Origin of the sequence: Rhizobacter sp. J219 (assembly GCF_024700055.1) — a bacterium.
GTDB lineage: Bacteria > Pseudomonadota > Gammaproteobacteria > Burkholderiales > Burkholderiaceae_C > Rhizobacter.
Genome location: NZ_JAJOND010000001.1, coordinates 5,272,932 through 5,291,491 on the forward strand (window position 1 = coordinate 5,272,932; position 18,560 = coordinate 5,291,491).

At 69.6% G+C, this 18,560-nt stretch carries 13 protein-coding genes and 1 pseudogene; 5 read left to right on the forward strand and 9 right to left on the reverse strand.

The window, feature by feature from the left end; translation table 11 throughout:
- Positions 1 to 86 precede the first annotated feature (86 nt).
- Entirely contained in the window at positions 87 to 1,484 is a 1,398-nt protein-coding gene (gene argH / locus LRS03_RS25165) for an argininosuccinate lyase (RefSeq protein ID WP_257828991.1), read from the reverse strand.
- Positions 1,485 to 1,634: 150 nt separating this feature from the next.
- Between argH and LRS03_RS25170 the strand changes: the two genes are divergently transcribed.
- The 3 genes from LRS03_RS25170 to LRS03_RS25180 are packed head-to-tail and all read left to right on the forward strand — an operon-like array spanning position 1,635 to position 4,869.
- The gene (locus LRS03_RS25170; protein ID WP_257828993.1) at positions 1,635 to 2,777 is read left to right on the forward strand and encodes a sensor histidine kinase; all 1,143 of its coding nucleotides are present in this window, start codon (positions 1,635 to 1,637) and stop codon (positions 2,775 to 2,777) included.
- Entirely contained in the window at positions 2,774 to 3,553 is a 780-nt protein-coding gene (locus tag LRS03_RS25175; protein ID WP_257828995.1) for a LytR/AlgR family response regulator transcription factor, read from the forward strand. The genes LRS03_RS25170 and LRS03_RS25175 overlap by 4 nt, the downstream gene beginning before the upstream one ends.
- Complete coding sequence (locus LRS03_RS25180) at positions 3,550 to 4,869, forward strand: hypothetical protein (RefSeq protein ID WP_257829002.1); 1,320 nt, start codon at positions 3,550 to 3,552, stop codon at positions 4,867 to 4,869. Before LRS03_RS25175 ends, LRS03_RS25180 begins: the two co-directional genes overlap by 4 nt.
- A gap of 43 nt (positions 4,870 to 4,912) precedes the next feature.
- On the opposite strand, the gene LRS03_RS25185 is transcribed toward LRS03_RS25180, so the two are convergent.
- Entirely contained in the window at positions 4,913 to 5,746 is an 834-nt protein-coding gene (locus LRS03_RS25185) for a dioxygenase family protein (RefSeq protein WP_257829003.1), read from the reverse strand.
- 126 nt (positions 5,747 to 5,872) lie between these two features.
- Between LRS03_RS25185 and LRS03_RS25190 the strand changes: the two genes are divergently transcribed.
- Together LRS03_RS25190 and LRS03_RS25195 are read left to right on the forward strand one after the other, a co-directional pair.
- The gene (locus LRS03_RS25190; protein WP_257829005.1) at positions 5,873 to 7,078 is read left to right on the forward strand and encodes a S41 family peptidase; all 1,206 of its coding nucleotides are present in this window, start codon (positions 5,873 to 5,875) and stop codon (positions 7,076 to 7,078) included.
- A 101-nt stretch (positions 7,079 to 7,179) separates the two neighbouring features.
- Positions 7,180 to 9,724, forward strand: a pseudogene (locus LRS03_RS25195) (ABC transporter permease).
- A 617-nt stretch (positions 9,725 to 10,341) separates the two neighbouring features.
- Here LRS03_RS25195 and LRS03_RS25200 read toward each other — a convergent pair.
- From LRS03_RS25200 to LRS03_RS26650, 7 genes are all read right to left on the reverse strand, one after another.
- Positions 10,342 to 11,487, reverse strand: coding sequence for a methyl-accepting chemotaxis protein (locus LRS03_RS25200; RefSeq protein ID WP_308296464.1), 1,146 nt, complete (start codon positions 11,485 to 11,487; stop codon positions 10,342 to 10,344).
- Positions 11,484 to 11,894, reverse strand: a complete 411-nt coding sequence (locus LRS03_RS25205) for an MCP four helix bundle domain-containing protein (protein ID WP_257829007.1) — start codon at positions 11,892 to 11,894, stop codon at positions 11,484 to 11,486. Before LRS03_RS25205 ends, LRS03_RS25200 begins: the two co-directional genes overlap by 4 nt.
- Before the next feature lie 83 nt (positions 11,895 to 11,977).
- Positions 11,978 to 12,496 carry a chemotaxis protein CheW gene (locus tag LRS03_RS25210; protein WP_257829008.1) on the reverse strand — a complete coding sequence of 173 codons (519 nt, stop codon included), beginning with the start codon at positions 12,494 to 12,496 and terminating at the stop codon, positions 11,978 to 11,980.
- A gap of 119 nt (positions 12,497 to 12,615) precedes the next feature.
- On the reverse strand, positions 12,616 to 14,385 hold the full coding sequence (locus LRS03_RS26645; RefSeq protein ID WP_374685114.1) for a methyl-accepting chemotaxis protein: 1,770 nt from the start codon (positions 14,383 to 14,385) through the stop codon (positions 12,616 to 12,618).
- An 80-nt stretch (positions 14,386 to 14,465) separates the two neighbouring features.
- The gene (locus LRS03_RS25225) at positions 14,466 to 16,004 is read right to left on the reverse strand and encodes a methyl-accepting chemotaxis protein (RefSeq protein ID WP_257829009.1); all 1,539 of its coding nucleotides are present in this window, start codon (positions 16,002 to 16,004) and stop codon (positions 14,466 to 14,468) included.
- Positions 16,005 to 16,037: 33 nt separating this feature from the next.
- On the reverse strand, positions 16,038 to 16,502 hold the full coding sequence (locus LRS03_RS25230; RefSeq protein WP_257829011.1) for a cache domain-containing protein: 465 nt from the start codon (positions 16,500 to 16,502) through the stop codon (positions 16,038 to 16,040).
- Between the two features lie 209 nt (positions 16,503 to 16,711).
- The gene (locus LRS03_RS26650) at positions 16,712 to 18,538 is read right to left on the reverse strand and encodes a methyl-accepting chemotaxis protein (protein ID WP_308296467.1); all 1,827 of its coding nucleotides are present in this window, start codon (positions 18,536 to 18,538) and stop codon (positions 16,712 to 16,714) included.
- Positions 18,539 to 18,560 lie beyond the last annotated feature (22 nt).

Consider the following 18,560-nt stretch of genomic DNA (forward strand, 5'->3'; position numbering starts at 1 on the left):
AAACGCCGCCGTGGATGCAGCGGCCATTTCGATGAACACGTGGCAAGACTACCGGACGATCGGGTGCCTGCACACCCGTGGTGTCTTCAGCCGAGGCGGGCGCGGTGCCGCGCGATCTGTGCGCGCACCTGCACCGGCGCCGTGCCGCCCAGCACCTGGCGCGCGTTGAGCGAGCCGGCGAGGCTCAGCACGCCGAAGACGTCGTCGGTGATGGCGGCGTTGAAGCCCTGCAGCGTGGCGAGCGGCAGTTCGGAAAGGTCCTTGCCCTCGGCGATGGCGGTCTTCACCGCATGGGCAACGACCTCGTGCGCGTCGCGGAAGGGCAGGCCCTTCTTCACCAAGTAGTCGGCAAGGTCGGTGGCGGTGGCGTAGCCGCGCAGGGCGGCACGCTCCATCGCCTCTTTCTTGACCGTGATGCCGCCCACCATCTCGGCCATGATGCGCAGCGTGTCGCGCAGCGTGTCGACGGTGTCGAACAAGGGCTCCTTGTCTTCCTGGTTGTCCTTGTTGTAGGTGAGCGGCTGGCCTTTCATCAGGGTGATGAGGCCCATCAGGTGGCCCACCACCCGGCCGCTCTTGCCGCGCGCCAGCTCGGCCACGTCGGGGTTGCGCTTCTGCGGCATGATCGACGAGCCGGTGCAGTAGCGGTCGGCGAGGTCGATGAAGCTGAAGTTCTGGCTCATCCAGAGCACGATCTCTTCCGCGAGGCGCGACACGTGCACCATCGCGATCGACGCGAACGCGGTGAACTCGAGCGCGAAGTCTCGGTCGCTCACCGCATCGAGGCTGTTCTGGCAGACGCCGTCGAAGCCGAGCGTCTTCGCGACACGCTCGCGGTCCAGCGGGTAGCTGGTGCCCGCAAGCGCGGCGGCGCCGAGCGGCAGCTGGTTCACGCGGCGGCGCACGTCGGCCAGGCGCTCGGCATCGCGCTTGAACATCTCCACATAGGCCAGCAGGTGGTGCGCAAAGCTCACCGGCTGCGCGACCTGCATGTGGGTGAAGCCGGGGAGGATGGTGTCGACGTTCTGCTCGGCCACGTCGACCAGCGACTTCTGCATGTCGGCCAGCAGGGGCGCGAGTGAATCGATCTCGTCGCGCAGCCACAGGCGCACGTCGGTGGCGACCTGGTCGTTGCGCGAGCGGCCGGTGTGCAGGCGTTTGCCGGCGTCGCCCACCAGCGTGGTCAGGCGCGCTTCGATGTTGAGGTGCACGTCTTCGAGGTCGAGCTTCCACTCGAAGCTGCCGGCCTCGATCTCGCCCTTGATCTGCGCCATGCCGCGCTGGATGTCGGCGAGGTCTTGTGTGCCGATCACGCCCTGCGCGGCCAGCATCTCGGCGTGGGCGAGGGAGCCGGCGATGTCGGCCTTCCACAGTCGCTTGTCGAAGTCGACGCTGGCGGTGTAGCGCTTGACCAGCTCGCTCATCGGCTCGGAGAAGAGCGCGGACCAGGCTTGTGATTTCTTGTCGAGTTGGTTGGATGACATCGGGGGACCTGAGGCGTGTAACGCTGTGTGTGTGCGGTTGCCGGGGGGCGTGTCTTGGCGACAATCGCAGGACGGCGCGGGGCCCCGCGCCGACGTCAAGCCATCCGCCAGAGTAGAGCGGCCGATTCTATTCGGCCACCCCACCCGACCATGCCCCAACCCCGCCCGACAGACGCCTCGAATGCGCCGAGCCACCCGGCCCGCGCAGGGGCCGAGGGTGCCGGGCCACAAGACCCTGCCAGCAGCTCCAGCAGCAGCCTCTTCGGGCCCACCGGCTTCGGCCCTTACGAGCCTGGAGCGAAGAGCCTGCGCGGCGCCGGCTCGGCCTTCGATGTGTGCCACGTGGGCGTGGTGCTGCGCGCGCTGCTCTTCGTTCACGTCACGCTGGCCGTGGCGGTGAGCTTCGGTGCCAGCGATCTGCCCTCGTGGCTCACGCTCGTCGCGGTGGCGGCGAGCATCGCCCTGCCGGGCCTGCTGCTGTGGCTGGTGCTCGCCTGCGTGCTCAAGCGGCTGCTGGCGCCGCTGCCGGTGGTGGGGCAGTGGGCGGCAGCCTTGCTGCTGGGGGCTGCCAGCGGTGCCTTCGGCTGGGGCCTGCAGGCGGCGGGCGGCCTGAGCCCGGCGGGGAGCCGTTTTGCGTGGGTGCCGCCGGTGATGGCGGGCGCGTTGCTCGCGGCGGCCATGTTCTATTGGCTCACCTTGCGGGCGCGGGCGCGGCTGCCGGCCGACACCACGGCGCGCCTGGCCGAGCTGCAGTCGCGCATCCGCCCGCACTTCCTCTTCAACACGCTCAACACCGCGATCACGCTCGCGCGGCTCGACCCGGCGCGCACCGAAGGGCTGCTCGAAGACCTGGCCGAGCTCTTTCGCGTGGCGCTCAGCGACAGCGGTGCCTCGGTCACGCTGGCCGAGGAGGTGTCGCTCGCGCAGCGTTACCTGGCCATCGAGCAGGTGCGTTTCGGCGACCGCCTGCAGGTGAGCTGGGAGCTGGACGAAGACGCCGGCTCCGCACGCGTGCCGCCGCTCCTGCTGCAGCCGCTGGTCGAGAACGCGGTGCGCCACGGCGTGGAGCCGGCGCCCGATGGCGGCGTGATCCGCATCCGCACGCGGGTCAAGCGTGCGCATGCGGTGGTGAGCATCGTCAACACGCTGCCCCAGCAGCCTTCGCGGCCGGGCAACGGCATGGCGCTGCGCAACGTGCGCGAGCGCCTGCGCCTGATGCACGACGTGGCGGCGCAGTTCGAGACGCGGCTCGACAAAGACTTTTTCCGCGTGCAGATCGTGGTGCCGCTATGAGCGAAGACCTGAAGGTGCTGATCGTCGACGACGAAGAGCTGGCCCGCCTGCGCCTGCGCGGGCTGGTCCACGACTGCCCATCGCCCAAGGCCCAGGTGGCGGGCGAGGCGGCCAATGCGAGCCAGGCGCTCGTCTGGCTGGCCGACCACCGCTGCGACCTGGTGCTGCTCGACATCCACATGCCCGGCCTCGACGGCACGCAGCTCGCGGCGCGTGTGAAGCAGCTGCCCCAGCCGCCGGCGATCGTGTTCGTGACGGCGCACGCCGAGCATGCGCTGCAGGCCTTCGACCTCGATGCGGTCGACTACCTCACCAAGCCCGTGCGACGTGAGCGGCTGCAGGCCGCGTTGCAGCGGGTGGCGCAGCGCCTCGGCCAGGGCCAGGCCGGCGCACGGCCGGCCGAGCCGGGCGACGAGCCGGTGATCGTGGTGAGTGAACTCGGGCGCAAGGTGCGGGTGCCGGTGTCCGAGGTGCTCTACCTCAAGGCCGAGCTGAAGTACGTGACGCTGCGCACCGCCACCCACACCCACGTGCTCGACGACGCCCTCACCGACCTCGAACAACGCCTGGGTGATCGCTTCCTGCGCATCCACCGCAATGCGCTGGTGGCGCGCAAGGCGCTGCGGGCACTGGAACGGCGTGTGCTTGCGGCCGAGGGAGAAGAAGACGCGGCCGAAGGCTGGGTGGTGCGCGTTGCGCCGGTCGACGAATGGTTGGTGGTCTCGCGCCGGCAGGTGTCGGCGGTCAAGGAAGCGATTGCAGAGGGGGGCTTGTGAACAACAACGAAGACGCACAAGGCGAAGACGCACGAGGTGAAGGCGGCACGGTGACAGCGCGCATGCGCTGGCTTGGTGCGGGGCTGGTGGTGCTGGTGCTGGGCGTGCTGGTCTGGCAGGCGGTGGAGGCGGGCCTGGCGCATGCGCCACAGGCCGAAGAGACCACGGTCGAAGACCTGGCCCACCCGCACAAGGTGGAGATGCTGGCCAGCATGGACGACGCCCAGCTGTCGCAGCAAGGCGTGACGGCGATGAGCGCCGCGCTGGTGGCACCGCCGCCGGCCGCACCCGCGCTGGCAGCCGACGAGACCGAACTCTGCGGCCACGGCCGCGTGAAGGCCGATGAGAGTGGCCGCCCGCGCGACATGGCGCCCATCCAGAGTGCCGCACAGCGTGCACGCCTGCAGGCGCTGCCCATCCTGCTCGGCAGCCAGGACGACACGCAGCGTGCCGCCGGCCTGCTGATGGTGGTGCTTGATGACGGTGGCGTGCCCGATGGGCTTCTCGACGGGGGCGCCGAGCGTGCGCGTGATGAGCTGGCCTCGCTTGCGGCCTTCAGGGGCACGCCGCAGGTCTACGCCTGGGCGATGCGGGCCTGCCAGTCGCAGCGCACCGAAGGCGCCTGTCGCCTGCTGTCGGCCGACCAATGGGCACGCCTGGAACCGGGCAACGCGATGGCTTGGCTGCAGGTGGCGGCCGACGCCAAGATGCGCCGCGACGAGCCGGCGGTGGCCGAAGCGATGTACCGGGTGTCGCAGGCCGCCAAGTCGGATGCCCGCCCCGGTGCGCTGGTGGCGGCGGTGCTGGCCAAGCTGCCGCCCGAGGCCGACCTGGTGTCGCGCCTTGCCCTGGCCACCGAGCTGGCGAAGCTCGACACGCGTGCCGAGCTGCCGCTGGTGGCAGCCAGCCAGCACTGCGGTGCGCGCGAAGTGCGAGATGCCAACCGCCAGCAGGTGTGCGCGGCGGTGGCCGAGGTGCTGGCCCGGCGCGGCAGCACCACCGCCGAAGCGGCCTTGGCCGCGAGCATCGGTGAGCGGGCCGGTTGGCCGGCCGAACGGGTGGCCGCTGCGGCCGAGGAGCGCGATGCGCTGGCCCAGATGGCCGTCGCTTCCCAGGCCGATGCGTGGAGCTGCAACGCACTCGCGCAGTCGCTCGCGCGCCTGCACGAAACCGCGCGCCACGGCGAGCTCGCCACGCTGCGCGCCGCGCTCAAGCGTTCGACCGACGGCGCGACCGTGCTGGCCCGGCGCTACCGCGAAGCGGCGGCGACGCGGGTGGCGTCGGCGGCGAGTGCGGCGTCGGCCACGGCGCAGTAGCCGCAGCAGCTTCAAGGCCACCCATCGGCCGCAGGCCGGCGGCTCAGGCCGCGAGGCCCGCCGCTTCGGTGCCGAACGCGTAGGCGTCCATCCCCAGGCTCCCGTAGGTCACGGCCTCGTGCAGGCGCTGCGGCGCCGCCTCGCGCCCGCCCGCGCCGGCCGCCACGTACCAGGGCAGCAGGTGCTCGTCGGTCGGGTGCATCTCCGGCGCGTGCGGTGCCTGTTGCCGGTAGGCGAAGAGGGCCTCCCAGTCGCGCGCCTGGGCGCGCTCGTGCATCCAGCCGCGGAAGGCCGCGCTGTCGGCCGCTTCGGGGGCGTCGAGCGCGGGCCGCCGGGCGCCGAAGAGCCGGCGCAGGTTGTGCGTGATGCTGCCGGTGCCCATCACCAGCACACCCTCGTGGCGCAGCGCGGCCAGCGCCTCGCCGAGGGCGAACTGCTGCGCCGGCGGCAGCGTCGGCACCCAGGCGAGCGGCAGCACCGGGATGTCGGCCGCGGGGAACATGAAGCGCAGCATGGTCCAGATGCCGTGGTCGAGGCCGCCTTGGTCGACGCGGTGCACCGGCCAGCCGGCGGCAGCCAGGCGCTGCTGAACCTGCGCGGCGAGTTCGGGCGCGCCGGGGCTGTCGTAGCGCAGTTGGTAGAGCGCGTCCGGGAAGCCGCCGAAGTCGTGCACCGCGTGGTGCTGCGCCCCGGCCAGCAGCACCGGCTCTCGCGCGAGGCTGTGCGCCGAGACGGCGAGGATGGCGCGCGGCACGCCGAAGCGCTCGGCAATCGCCGGCCCGAGCCGCTGCAGGAAGGGGCCGGTGGCACCGGGCTCCAGGGCCAGCATCGGCGAGCCGTGCGAGAGGAAGAGGGCTGGGAAAGTTCGCGTGTCCATGCGGTTCATTGAAGCACCTGCCCCCCGGGCGGCGGTTCTGGGAATTTGCATGCTGTGTTCAGCCCTCGCGGGGCGCACGGCCCGCTGCCCTAAAGTGCACAGCGTCGTCCGCTTCAGCGTCACCCCATGACCCCTCGTCCTCTCCAGCCCCTTCATCGCCTTGTCCTGCTGGGTGCGGTGCTGATGTGCAGTGCCACGCTCGTGGTGGCACAAAGTGGCCGCCCGGCCGAGCCCCTGCCCACCGAGCAGATGCGGGCGCTGGCGATGGTGTACGACCTGCTCAAGACCTCGCTGGCCGAACCGACCGGCGGTGACAAGCTGCTGATCGGCGCCATTCGCGGCATGGTGCGCGAGGCCGATCCCGAAGGCGGCGAATACTTCACCGAAGAGGAGTTCAAGGCCTTTCGCAGCGGGGCCCAGGGCGGGCCCGCCGGCATCGGTGTGGAGGTGGCCCGGCGCGGCTACCAGACGGTGGTGATGCCGATCGCGGGCCAGCCGGCCGACGTGGCCGGTGTCAAGGCCGGCGACGTGCTGCTCGCGATCGACGGCAAGGCGCTGGGCGAGCTGAACCTGCGCGACGTGGTGGGCATGCTGCGCGGCCCCGTGGGCAGCAAGCTGCGCCTGCGCCTGCTGCGCGAGTTTGCGCCCCAGCCGGTCGAGCTGGAGATCGAGCGCCAGATCGTCACGCGGCGCACGTGGAGCCTCACGCGCCCGGAGCCCGGTGTGGCCGTGCTGGCGGTGCCGGTGTTCAGCGACGGGCTGCTCGACGAACTGGGCCGCCGGCTCGGCGAACAGTGGGTGCAGCAACCCTGGCGGGGCCTGGTGCTCGACCTGCGCGGCAACACCGGCGGGGTCGTGCAGCAGGCGATCGGGCTGGCCGCGCTCTTCCTGCCCGAGCGGGCCATGGTGGCCAAGATCAGCGGCCGCACGGAGCAGGCCAACCAGACCTTCCTCGCCGTGCCGTCGGACTACCGGACGGGCGGTGGCTGGAAAGACCCGCTGAAGCCGCTGCCGCCCGCGCTGCGCGAGGGGCCGATGGTGGTGCTGGTGGATGGCGGCACCGCGGCCGGGGCCGAGATCGTGACCGCTGCGCTGAAGGATCACCGGCGCGCAGCCGTCGTCGGTCGCACCACCTTCGGCCGCGGCTCGATCCAGACGATCACGCCCTTGCAAGGCCTGGGCGCGGTGAAGTTCACCAGCGGGCACTGGGAATCGCCGTCGGGTGTGCGCATCCACGCGGTGGGCGTGCAGCCCGACGAGGCCATCGCTCCAGGCCAGCCGGCCGCGCACGAACTGGCGGCCGCGATCGTCGTGCTCAAGAAGCGCCTGTGAGCCGGCCCATCACGGCGCCAGCGGTGCGGTGAGGTTGAAGACCGTGGTGTCCGACACCTTGCACTGCATCGGGTAAGGTGCTGACCTCGATGGAGATCAGCATGTCCGTGCAGTTCAAGGCTTCCCTGTGGCAACTTGCGTGGCGTCAGCTGGCGCGCGACTTTCGCGCCGGCGAGTTGCGGCTGCTGCTGGTGGCGGTGACGCTGGCGGTCGCCGCCCTCACCGCGGTGGGCTTCTTTGCCGACCGCCTCAACCACGGCCTGGCGCGTGATGCGCGCCAGTTGCTGGGCGGCGACGCCATCGTCGCGAGCGACCAGCCGCTGCCGCCGGTGTTCACCCAGAAGGCGCAGGCGCTCGGGCTCAAGGTGGCCACCACTGCGGCCTTCCCGAGCATGGGGCGCGCGAGCGACGAGAAGGGCGGCAACTCACGCCTGGTCTCGGTCAAGAGCGTGAGCGACGAGTACCCGCTGCGGGGCGCGCTGCGCGTGGTGCAGTCGCCCGGCGGGCCCGAGGAGACGGTGACGCACGGGCCGGCGCGTGGCACGGTGTGGGTCGATGCGCCCTTGCTCGACTCGCTGCTGCTGCAGATCGGCGACGAGCTGCTCCTGGGCGACGCCACGCTCAAGGTCGGCGCGGTGATCGTGGTCGAGCCTGACCGCGGTGCGGGTTTCATGGCCTTTGCGCCACGGGTGATGCTCCACGAGGCCGACCTCGCCGCGACCGCGCTCATCCAACCCGCCAGCCGTGTCACCTACCGCATGGCCGTGGCCGCGCCGGGCGCGAACGAAGCGCCACTGCGCGAATTCGTGCGCTGGGCCGACGAGCAGGTGAAGGGCCGCACGGTGCGCGGCGTGCGCGTCGAGTCGCTGGAAACCGGCCGCCCCGAGATGCGCCAGACGCTCGACCGCGCCGAGAAATTCCTCAACCTGGTGGCGCTGCTGGCCGCGCTGCTGGCGGCGGTGGCCGTGGGCATCGCGGCACGCGACTTCGCCGAGCGCCACCTCGACGACTGCGCCATGCTGCGCGTGCTCGGGCAGGCGCAGCGCACCATCGCGCTGCAGTACCTGATCGAGTTCACGATGGTCGGCCTGGCTGCGAGCCTCGCGGGGGTGGCGATCGGCTTCGGCGTGCACTACGTCTTCGTGTGGCTGCTGTCGGGCCTGGTGAGCGCCACGCTGCCGCTGCCGACCGTCTGGCCCGCGCTCTTCGGCGTGGGGGTCGGCTTCACGCTGTTGATGGGCTTCGGCCTGCCGCCGGTCCTGCAGCTGTCGCAGGTACCGCCGCTGCGGGTGATCCGCCGCGACGTCGGGGCGCTCAAGCCGGCCTCGCTGATCGTGCTCGGCGCGGGGGCGGCGGGCTTCGTGGCGCTGCTGCTGGCGGTGTCGTCCGACCTGCAGCTGGGGCTGATCGCGGTGGGCGGGTTCGCGGGGGCGGTGGCGGTGTTTGCGCTGCTGTCGTGGGGCGCGGTACAGGTCCTGCGCCGCGCGGTGCCCGAGGCGGGTGCGCCGCGCTGGCTGGTGCTCGCCACGCGCCAGATCGCGGCACGCCCGGCGTTTGCGGTGCTGCAGGTCTCGGCATTGAGCGTGGGGCTGCTCGCGCTGGTGCTGCTCGTGCTGCTGCGCACCGACCTCATCTCGAGCTGGCGCCAGGCCACACCGCCCGATGCGCCCAACCGCTTCGTCATCAACATCCAGCCCGACCAGGGCGATGCGTTCCAGGCCCGGTTGCGCGAAGGCGGTGTGCCCAAGTTCGACTGGTACCCGATGATCCGCGGCCGGCTGGTGGCCATCAATGGCAAGCCGGCCAACCTCGACGACTACACCGACGAACGTGCCAAGCGCCTGCTCGACCGCGAGTTCAACCTGAGCCACAGCGCCACGCCGCCGTCGCACAACAACGTGACGCAGGGTCGCTGGGTGAGCGAGGAGAAGGGCGCGCTGAGTGTCGAGCAGGGCCTGGCCGAGACGCTGCGGCTCTCGCTCGGCGACACGCTGCGCTTCGACATCGCCGGCCAGATGGTCGAGGGCCGCATCACCAGCCTGCGCAAGGTCGACTGGGGCTCGATGCGGGCCAACTTCTTCGTGATGTTCCCGAGCGCGCAGATGGTCGACGTGCCGGCGACCTACATCGCCGCGTTTCGCGCGCCGGCCACGCCGGGCTTCGACAACGCGCTGAGCCGCGACTTCCCCAACATCACCAATGTCGACGTCTCGGCCTCGATCGGCCAGATCCAGGCCGTGCTCGACCAGGTGGTGCGTGCGGTCGAGTTCCTCTTCACCTTCACGCTGGCGGCGGGGTTGGTGGTGCTCTTTGCTGCGGTCACGGCCACGCGCGAGGCGCGGGCGCGGGAGTTCGCGGTGATGCGGGCGCTGGGGGCGAGCGGCAAGCTGCTGGCGCAGGTGCAGCGGGCCGAGCTGCTGGGGGTGGGGGCACTCGCGGGGGGTGCTGGCGTCGATCGCCGCAATGGCGGTCGGCTGGGCGCTCGCGCGGTATGCATTCCAGTTCAGCTGGAATGCGTCGCCGTGGGTGCCGCTGGCGGGCGGGGCGGCGGGTGCGCTGCTGGCGCTGGGGGCGGGGTGGTGGGGGTTGAGGGAGGTGCTGCGGCGGCCGGTGGTGGAGACGTTAAGGCGGGCGGCGGCGGAGTAGGTTTGCCGGGGTTTCGCCCCGGCGGGCGACCTTCTTTTCTTTGCTTGCCCAAAGAAAAGAAGGCAAAAGAAAGGGCACCCCGTTCGCTCGGTCCGCCTAGGGCGGACTTCTCTGCGCTGCTCGGTCTTTGTGGGTCGGGCAGAACTCACTTCGCGAGCTTCGCTCGCTACGTTCAGACAGCTGCCCGAAGTCAGTTCACGAAGCGCGCTATCGCGCGCCCCACAAAGCCCTGCGCTGCTCGACGGCTCTCAAGGGCCCCGGGATACAGCCGCCCGCTTCGCGGGCATCACACTCTCGACTCGCTTCGCCTCGTGCTGGAGGGGCGGGCGCGCAGCGCCCCGCAGTTGAGGCGATGCGTTAGCGAGCCGAGTGGCTCGGTGGTCCAGCATGTGTGCGGAGGTCCGATGTAGAAAGGTGCCTCATCGGCCGAGGCCTGTAGCCATATGGCACGGCCAAATGGAGAGCGCCTTTGCTTTGGTTACTTTCATTTGGCGCGACAAATGTTCGCGCAGCGGGGGTCGCTCACGTCGCGCAGCGAAGTTATGCGAACACCAAAGTGACTCGCCCGCCGGGGCGAGACCCGGCAAGCCGCCACGCAGTGACAAAAGCCAATGCGCTCAGCGCCCCCCAACCCTAAACACCGACACCACCTCCGCCAACCGGTGCGCCTGCTCCCGCAGCGACTCCGCCGCCGCCGCCGACTCTTCGACCAGCGCCGCGTTCTGCTGCGTCATCTGATCGAGCTGCGTCACCGCAGAGTTGATCTGCCCGATGCCATCGCTCTGCTCGCTGGAAGCAGCGGTGATCTCGCCAATGATGTCGGTCACGCGCTGCACCGAGCCCACGATCTCGTTCATCGTGGCGCCGGCGTCGGCCACCAGGCGTGAGCCGGCCTCGACCTTGTCGACCGAGCTGCCGATCAGGCCCTTGATCTCGCGGGCCGCTTCGGCGCTGCGCTGCGCGAGCGAGCGCACCTCGCCGGCCACGACCGCGAAGCCGCGGCCCTGCTCGCCGGCACGCGCCGCCTCCACGGCAGCGTTCAACGCGAGGATGTTGGTCTGGAAAGCGATGCCGTCGATCACGCCGATGATGTCGCTGATCTTCTTCGACGAAGCATTGATCTCGTCCATCGTCGAGACGACCTGGGCCACGACGCTGCCGCCACGCTGCGCCACTTCGGCGGCCGACGAGGCGAGCTGATTGGCCTGGCGGGCGGAGTCGGCGCTCTGGCGCACGGTGCCGGTCAGCTGCTCCATTGAGCTGGCGGCCTGCTGCAGGTTGCTCGCGGTCTGCTCGGTGCGCGAGGAGAGGTCGGTATTGCCGGTGGCAATCTCGGCCGAGGCGGTGCTGATGCTGTCGGTCGACGCACGCACGTTGCCGACCACGCGGCCCAGCGATTCGTTCATGTGCTGCAGCGCACGCATCAGCGAGCCAAACTCGTCGCGGCGCGTCGTCGAGATGCTTTGCGTCAGGTCGCCCTCGGCGATGGCACCAGCCACGCGGATGGATTCCTGCAGCGGCTGGCGGATGCTGCGCACGAGCGTGGCGGCGACGAGCATGCCGAGTGCGATCACGAGCACCGCGCCGCCGAAGCCGGCGAGCAGGATGCGCTGGCGCGCCTGGGCGCCATTGGCCAGGGCCTGCTCGCCCTTCTGGCGCTGCAGCGCGACGAAGGCGTCGATCGCGGCGAGGTAGGCGGCGGCCGTCTGCGCGTACTCGCCCTTCACGTGCGACGTCACTGCGGCGCGGTCGCCAGCGGTCACGAGCTCTCGGTGGCCTTCTTGCTGGCGGCCACCAGCACGGCACCCTTCTCGGCGACGTTCTTCATCGCGGCCTTGTCTTCGTCCGAGGTTGCGGCCTTGGCGATCTCGACGCGGATGGCGGTGATCTTCTTGGTGTCGTTTTCCAGGTTGTCCTTGAAGAGCTCGCCGACGGCCGGGTCGCTGCTGATGACGTTGGCCATGCCGCGCGTGACGGCGGTGTCGGTCAGGCCCTTCCACACGGCCGAGCGTTCGATGAGGTCGTGCACGAGGGCGATCTGGCGGGCCGATTCGGCCTGCACCGAAGCGGCCTGGGAGGCGGCCAGCATCGCGATGGTCAGCATGGCGGCGAGCAGCAGCAGGATGGCACCCCACAGCTTGCGGGTCACGGAAATGTTGTTCAGGCTCATGGTCTGGGAATGAGAGAGCGAGGCAGAAATGAAAAAGGGCGGTGAGGTCATCACCGCCCGAGGCTGAGCAGGCGGACTGCGAATCAGTGCGACGCGTCCATCAGGCCCATGTCGGGGCTGGCCATCAGCGATTCGATGTCCATCATGATCAGCATGCGGTCGTTGACGCTGCTGATGCCGGTGATGAAGCTGGTGTCGACGGCCGAGGCCATTTCCGGGGCCGGCTTGATCGACTCGGCCGAGAGTTCGAGCACGTCGGAGACCGAGTCGACGACGGCGCCGACCACGCGGCCCTTGACGTTCAGCACGATCACGACGGTGAAGCTGTTGTACTCGGCGGTCTCGCAGCCGAGCTTCAGGCGCAGGTCCACGATCGGCACGATCACGCCGCGCAGGTTCACCACACCCTTGACGAACTGGGGCGCGTTGGCGATGCGGGTGGGCACTTCGTAGGAGCGGATCTCCTGCACCTTCAGGATGTCGATGCCGTATTCCTCGGCGCCGAGGCGGAAGGTGAGGTACTCGCTGCCCGACTGAGCCGCCAGGGCGGCGCGGGTCGCTTCGTGGCGGGCGACGTGGGCTGCTTCGTGAATCATGTCCATGGGGTGTCCTCTCGGTATCGCCGCGGTGCGGCGGCTCTGCTATCACTATCGGCGCGGGGCGCCGGAACTGAAGGGTGGATGAGTGTGGAAAGCGCCCGCTTTTTCGGGCGCCGACGCGCTCAGAAGGTTTCCCAGTCGTCGCTGGTGGCGGCGCTGGTGGCGACAGCGGGGGCTGGCGCGGGCGCCGGCGCCGGCGCGGGGCTGGGGGCGGGGCGGCTGGCCTCCACCGGCTTGGGCGTGCTCGCCTTCGCGGCAGGCACGGGGGCTGGTGTGGGCGCCTGGGCCGCAGGCAGCGTGGGCGCCGGCTTCGCGGCGGCCGGCGGGGCCTTCACGCTCGGGGCCGGTTTGGGCGGTGCCAGCGTGGCGGCCGGTCGGGCGTCGCTCGCGGGGCCGTCGAGCTTGAACGAGCTCACCACGTGCGCCAGGCGATGGGCCTGTTCCTTCAGGGCTTCGGCGGCGGCGGCGCTTTCTTCCACCAGGGCGGCGTTCTGCTGCGTCATCTGGTCGAGCTGGGTGACGGCGGCGTTGACCTGGCCGATGCCGTCGCTCTGCTCCGAGGCGGCGGCGCTGATCTCGCCGATGATGTCGCTCACGCGCTGCACCGAGCCCACGATCTCGCCCATCGTCGAGCCGGCATCGGCCACCAGGCGCGTGCCGGTTTCCACCTTCTCGACGCTCGCGCCGATCAGGCTCTTGATCTCCTTGGCGGCTTCCGCGGAGCGGCCGGCGAGGCTGCGCACTTCAGACGCCACGACGGCAAAGCCGCGGCCCTGTTCGCCCGCACGCGCGGCTTCCACCGCGGCGTTCAAGGCGAGGATGTTGGTCTGGAAGGCGATGCCGTCGATCACGCCGATGATGTCGCTGATCTTCTTGGAGCTGGCGTTGATCTCCTCCATCGTGGTCACGACCTGCGCGACCACCGTTCCGCCACGGCGGGCCACTTCGGCGGCCGAGGCGGCGAGCTGATTGGCCTGCCGTGCGGAGTCGGCGCTTTGCTTGACGGTGCCGTTGAGCTGCTCCATCGAGCTGGCCGCCTGCTGCAGGTTGGAGGCGGTCTGCTCGGTGCGTGCGGAGAGGTCCTGGTTGCCGCTGGCGATCTCGGTGCTGGCGGTGGAGATGCTGTCGGTCGACTGGCGGACCTGCGTCACCGTCTGGCGCAGCGATTGCACCATGCGCTGCAGCCCGTCCATCACGCTGCCGGGCGCGGCCGCCTTGACCTGCACCTTGAGGTTGCCCTGCGCGACCTCGGCCATGGCCGCGAGCGCTTCCTCGGGCTCCCCGCCGATCTGGCGCAGCACGCTGCGCGCCACGCCGTAGCCGGCACCGCCGATGATCACCAGCAGCACCAGGCTGACCGCCACGTTGCTGAGCACCGCCGCGCGGGCCACCTGGTTGGCGTCTTCCATGTACAGCCCGGAGCCGACGAGCCAGTTCCAGCCCTCGATCTTCGCCACGTACTGCAGCTTCTCGACCGGCTCGGTCTGGCCGGGCCGCGGGAACATCGTGGGCACGAAGGCGTTGCCGGTCTTGCTGGCGTTCACGCCCTCGATCAAGGACTTGATCACGTCGTTGCCGGCACCGTCTTTCACCTTGCCGAGCATCGGCTGGCCGGCCCACTCGGGCTTGATCGGGTGCATGACACCGGTACCGTCGAGGGCCCAGATGTAGAAATAGTCGGCCTTGCCGTCGGCACCGCCGTAGCGGGCGAGGCGAAGCGCTTCCTTGGCGGCCTTCTGGGCCTCTTCGGCCGGCATCTTGCCGGCCGCGGCCAGGCCCTGGTAGGCCGCGACGATCTGGTGCGCCGTCTGCACGGCCGAGACGAGCTGCGCGCGCCGGCCTTCTTCGACGTGGTGGCGCAGCACCATCACCGACATGGCGGCGAGCGCCATGATGCCGAGCACGGACACACCGACCAGCAGGCCGATCTTGCGTTTGAAGCTGAGTTGATGAAGCACGTTGAGGCCCCGATCTAGCGGCGAAGTTGAAAAGTCGAAACCACGTGGGCGAGCTGGCGCGCCTGCTCTTCGAGGCTCTCGGCGGAGGCCGCCGATTGCTCGACGAGCGCGGCGTTCTGCTGCGTCATCTGGTCCAGTTGGGTGACGGCATCGTTGACCTGCCCGATGCCTTGGCTTTGCTCTGAAGCGGCGCTGCTGATCTCACCGATGATGTCGCTCACGCGCTGCACCGAACCGACGATCTCGCTCATGGTGGCGCCGGCGTCGGCGACGAGGCGCGAACCGGCCTCCACCTTCTCGACGCTCGCGCCGATCAGGCTCTTGATCTCTTTGGCGGCCTCGGCCGAACGGCCGGCCAGCGAGCGCACCTCGCTCGCCACCACCGCGAAGCCGCGGCCCTGCTCGCCGGCCCGCGCGGCTTCCACCGCGGCGTTGAGCGCAAGGATGTTGGTCTGGAAGGCGATGCCGTCGATCACGCCGATGATGTCGGCGATCTTCTTGGAACTCGCGTTGATCTCGTCCATCGTCGAGACCACCTGCGACACCACCGAGCCGCCGCGCTGCGCCACTTCGGCGGCCGAGGCAGCGAGCTGGTTGGCCTGGCGCGCCGAGTCGGCGCTCTGGCGTACGGTGCCGGTCAGTTGCTCCATCGAGCTGGCGGCCTTCTGCAGATTGCCGGCCGTTTGCTCGGTGCGCACCGAGAGGTCTTGGTTGCCCGAGGCGATCTCGGTGCTGGCGTTCTGGATCTGCGACGACGACTGCTGCACCGTCTGCAGCGAGCGGCTGAGCTGCTGCGTCATCGTGCCGAGCGAGCGCATCAGGTCGCCCACTTCGTCGCGGCGGTCGCTGCTGGCGTCGGCGCAGAGGTTGCCTTGGGCCACGTCGGTGGCCACGCCCACGGCGCGGCGCAGGTCCTGCACCACGCGGCGTTGCATCCACCAGGCGGCGCCCACCGCGCCCAGGCAGGCGAGGAAGGCGAGCAAGCCCAGCAGCAGGCTGTGGCGGGTGGCGCGGGCGGCGGCGGCGTCCATCTGGGCGCTGCTCGACGCCTCCATCTTCGCGACGAGGGAGCCCATGGCGCCCGTCATCGCGGCGAAGCTGACGTCGGCGTTCTGCATCGCGGCGATGCCGGTGTTGGGGTCGACGGTGGCGAGGTCGATCGCCGAGTCGGCGAGCTTGCCGTACTTGTCGATCTGCGCCGACAGCGCGGCCACGTCGGCGCGCAGGCCTTCATCGGCCCCGGCACCGTCAGCCACCGCCGACAGCGTGCGCTTCATGCCGGCCAGCTGGTTGGCCAGGCCGGTGCGGAAGGCTTTCACCTTGGCGTCGTCGAGCGAGGCCATCAGCGCCACCGTCTTGTAGACGCCTGCGTGCGACTGGGCGAGCTGGTCCTGCACGCTCGTGACGGTGCGGAAGCTCTCCATGTCGTTCTTGAACAACGCCTGGTTCTCCGCCGCCGACCGGCTTTGCAGCACGGTGCCCAGGGCACCCACCGACAACACCACCGCGACGGTCAGCAATGGCGCTGCCAGCAGCTTCTTACCGAGATTCATGTGCAGTACCGCGGGAAACGCGTGCCGGTAGGGTTACTTGTAGATGCCGCCGCAGACCACGGCGTCGTTGAGCTTCTCGCAGTACATGCTCTTGGGCTCGATCTTCTTGGTGACCGGGTTGGTGAACTTGTAGTCCTGCCAGAAGGTGCCCTTGCTCTGGGCCAGCTCGACACGCTCCTTGACGAAGGCCTTGCCGTCCACGTCCTTGAGGTCGATCAGGTTCTTGCCGATCATCTTTTCGTTGGCGCCGTGTGCATGCACCGTGCCGTCGAGGCCGTAGACCACGAGGTAGAGGTCTCGGTCGTTGAACTGGCCGGCCTTGTTGGAGATTTCGGCGTAGCCCTTCTCCTTGCCGCTGGACTTGATGAAGGCCACGCCCTTCTTGACCATGGCGGTGGCTTCGGCGGCGGTGGCGTTGCCTTCCTTGGCTGAGGCCGGCAGGCCGAGGGCCAGGCCGGCGGCGATGAGGGCGGCGGTACGGACGAGATGTGCGCGCATGAGGGGCTCCTGGTGACGCTGTGGGGCGGGAATGCCGAGGTTCAGGGGGAATATCGGCGTGCACACGCCCGCTTGTAGGCATTCTGTTGGGCACCGGTCGTGTTCAATTCGTGCAAAAGCCACCTCCCGACGGTGCATTTCCACAGCCTTGGAAAGCAAACGGCCCGTGAGGTCGTCACGGGCCGTGGGTCGGGGTGGTCTTGCCGGCGTCAGAAGGTTTCCCAGTCGTCGTCGGCTGCAGCCTTGGCGGTGGCAGGTACCGGCGCCGGCGCCACGGCAGGCGCAGGGTGGGGGGTCGGCGCCGGGGCGGCGGCCACCGGGGCGGCTGGCTTGGCGGGTGGTGCCATCGGCTTCGACTCGGCGGGCTTGGCGGCGGGCTTGTGGTCGTTGGTCTTGGAGTCGTAGGGCTTGGCCGGGGCACTGCTGGCCACCGGCTTGACAGCTGCCGGGGCCACGGGGCTGACGGCCGCGCCACTGCGCGCGGCTTCGCCGGCGTCGAGCTTGAAGACGGCCACCGCGTCGACCAGCTTGCGGGCCTGGCCCTTGAGGCTTTCGGCGGCGGCGGCGCTTTCTTCCACCAGTGCGGCATTCTGCTGCGTGGCCTGGTCCATCTGGGCCACGGCTTCGCCGACCTGCGCCACGCCGGCCGACTGCTCGGTGCTGGCGGCGCTGATCTCGCCCATGATGTCGGTCACGCGCTTGATCGAGGCCACCACTTCCTGCATGGTGGTGCCGGCCTGGTCGACCAGGGTCGTGCCTTGTTCCACACGCTCCACGCTGGTGGAGATGAGGCTCTTGATTTCCTTGGCGGCTTCGGCACTTCGTTGCGCCAGGCTGCGCACTTCCGAGGCCACCACTGCGAAGCCTCGGCCTTGTTCGCCGGCACGCGCGGCTTCCACCGCGGCGTTCAACGCGAGGATGTTGGTCTGGAACGCGATGCCGTCGATGGTGCCGATGATGTCGGCGATGCGGCGCGACGATTCGTTGATGCCCTTCATGGTTTCGACCACGCGGTCGACCACCTCGCCTCCGGAGACGGCCACGGTCGACGCACTCATCGCCAACTGGTTGGCCTGGCGGGCGTTGTCGGCGTTCTGCTTGACCGTGCTGCCCAGCTCTTCCATCGAGGCGGCGGTTTCTTCGAGGGCGCTCGCTTGCTGCTCGGTGCGGCTCGACAGGTCATGGTTGCCGGCCGAGATCTCGGCGCTGGCGGTGGCCACGCCTTCGGCGTTCTGACGCACGCCGGTCACGATCTTGCGCAGATTGGTCTGCATCGTGGCCAGTGATCTCAGAAGGTGACCCATCTCGTCACTTCGATCGTGGGCCACCGTGTGGCTGAGGTCACCCTCGGCCATGCGATCTGCGCAGTGAACCGCTTCATCGGTCGCCCGTTTGACGTCCCGCGACACCAACCATCCAATGCCCAAGCCCAGCATGATCATCGCCGCCAGGCTGGCGATGATGAGCGTGCGGGCCCTGGTATAGATGGCGGTGGCCTCTTCGCTGGCCTGCGTCGCACCGCGGGCGTTGAGTTTCAGCAGCTTCTCCACGCCGCCTTTGGCGGCTTCGTAGGACTGGCGACCGTCGCCGGTGAGGATCGCCCTGGCCTCGGCGGTGTTCATCTCGCGCATGGCCTTGATGAGCCGAGGCCCGACCGCGACGTAGTTGTTGACCTGGCTTTCGACGTCCTTCAGCAGCGCTTGCTCGTCTGGCGGATGAGGGTGCTTTCGATATTCGGCGATCTGGGCTTGCAGGTGCTCCTGCAGCCTGTTCATCTCCTGCTCGACTGCCGACACCTTGCTCGCGTCATCGACCATGGTGAGTTGCAGCCGCACCACGCGGAACTCCGCAAGATCGGCGTTGATGGCACCAAGCGCTTGGCTGCTTGGCAGCCAGTCGCGTGCAAGCTGGGACGACTTGTCGTTGACCGATTGCAGCTGCTGCATGGACATGAGGCTTTGCAGCAGCGCAATCGCCAGCACGAGGCCGAAGCCACCCATGAGCTTGGTACGGATTCCGAGGTTCTTGAGGTTCATGGTGGCAGTTCCCGGTTCAGGT

Coding starts and splice junctions, on each gene's coding strand:
- argH (WP_257828991.1), bottom strand. CDS start 1,484: ATGTCATCCAACCAACTCGACAAGAAATCACAAGCCTGGTCCGCGCTC.
- LRS03_RS25170 (WP_257828993.1), top strand. CDS start 1,635: ATGCCCCAACCCCGCCCGACAGACGCCTCGAATGCGCCGAGCCACCCG.
- LRS03_RS25175 (WP_257828995.1), top strand. CDS start 2,774: ATGAGCGAAGACCTGAAGGTGCTGATCGTCGACGACGAAGAGCTGGCC.
- LRS03_RS25185 (WP_257829003.1), bottom strand. CDS start 5,746: ATGGACACGCGAACTTTCCCAGCCCTCTTCCTCTCGCACGGCTCGCCG.
- LRS03_RS25190 (WP_257829005.1), top strand. CDS start 5,873: ATGACCCCTCGTCCTCTCCAGCCCCTTCATCGCCTTGTCCTGCTGGGT.
- LRS03_RS25205 (WP_257829007.1), bottom strand. CDS start 11,894: ATGAGCCTGAACAACATTTCCGTGACCCGCAAGCTGTGGGGTGCCATC.
- LRS03_RS25210 (WP_257829008.1), bottom strand. CDS start 12,496: ATGGACATGATTCACGAAGCAGCCCACGTCGCCCGCCACGAAGCGACC.
- LRS03_RS26645 (WP_374685114.1), bottom strand. CDS start 14,385: ATGGCGCTCGCCGCCATGTCGGTGATGGTGCTGCGCCACCACGTCGAA.
- LRS03_RS25225 (WP_257829009.1), bottom strand. CDS start 16,004: ATGAATCTCGGTAAGAAGCTGCTGGCAGCGCCATTGCTGACCGTCGCG.
- LRS03_RS25230 (WP_257829011.1), bottom strand. CDS start 16,502: ATGCGCGCACATCTCGTCCGTACCGCCGCCCTCATCGCCGCCGGCCTG.
- LRS03_RS26650 (WP_308296467.1), bottom strand. CDS start 18,538: ATGAACCTCAAGAACCTCGGAATCCGTACCAAGCTCATGGGTGGCTTC.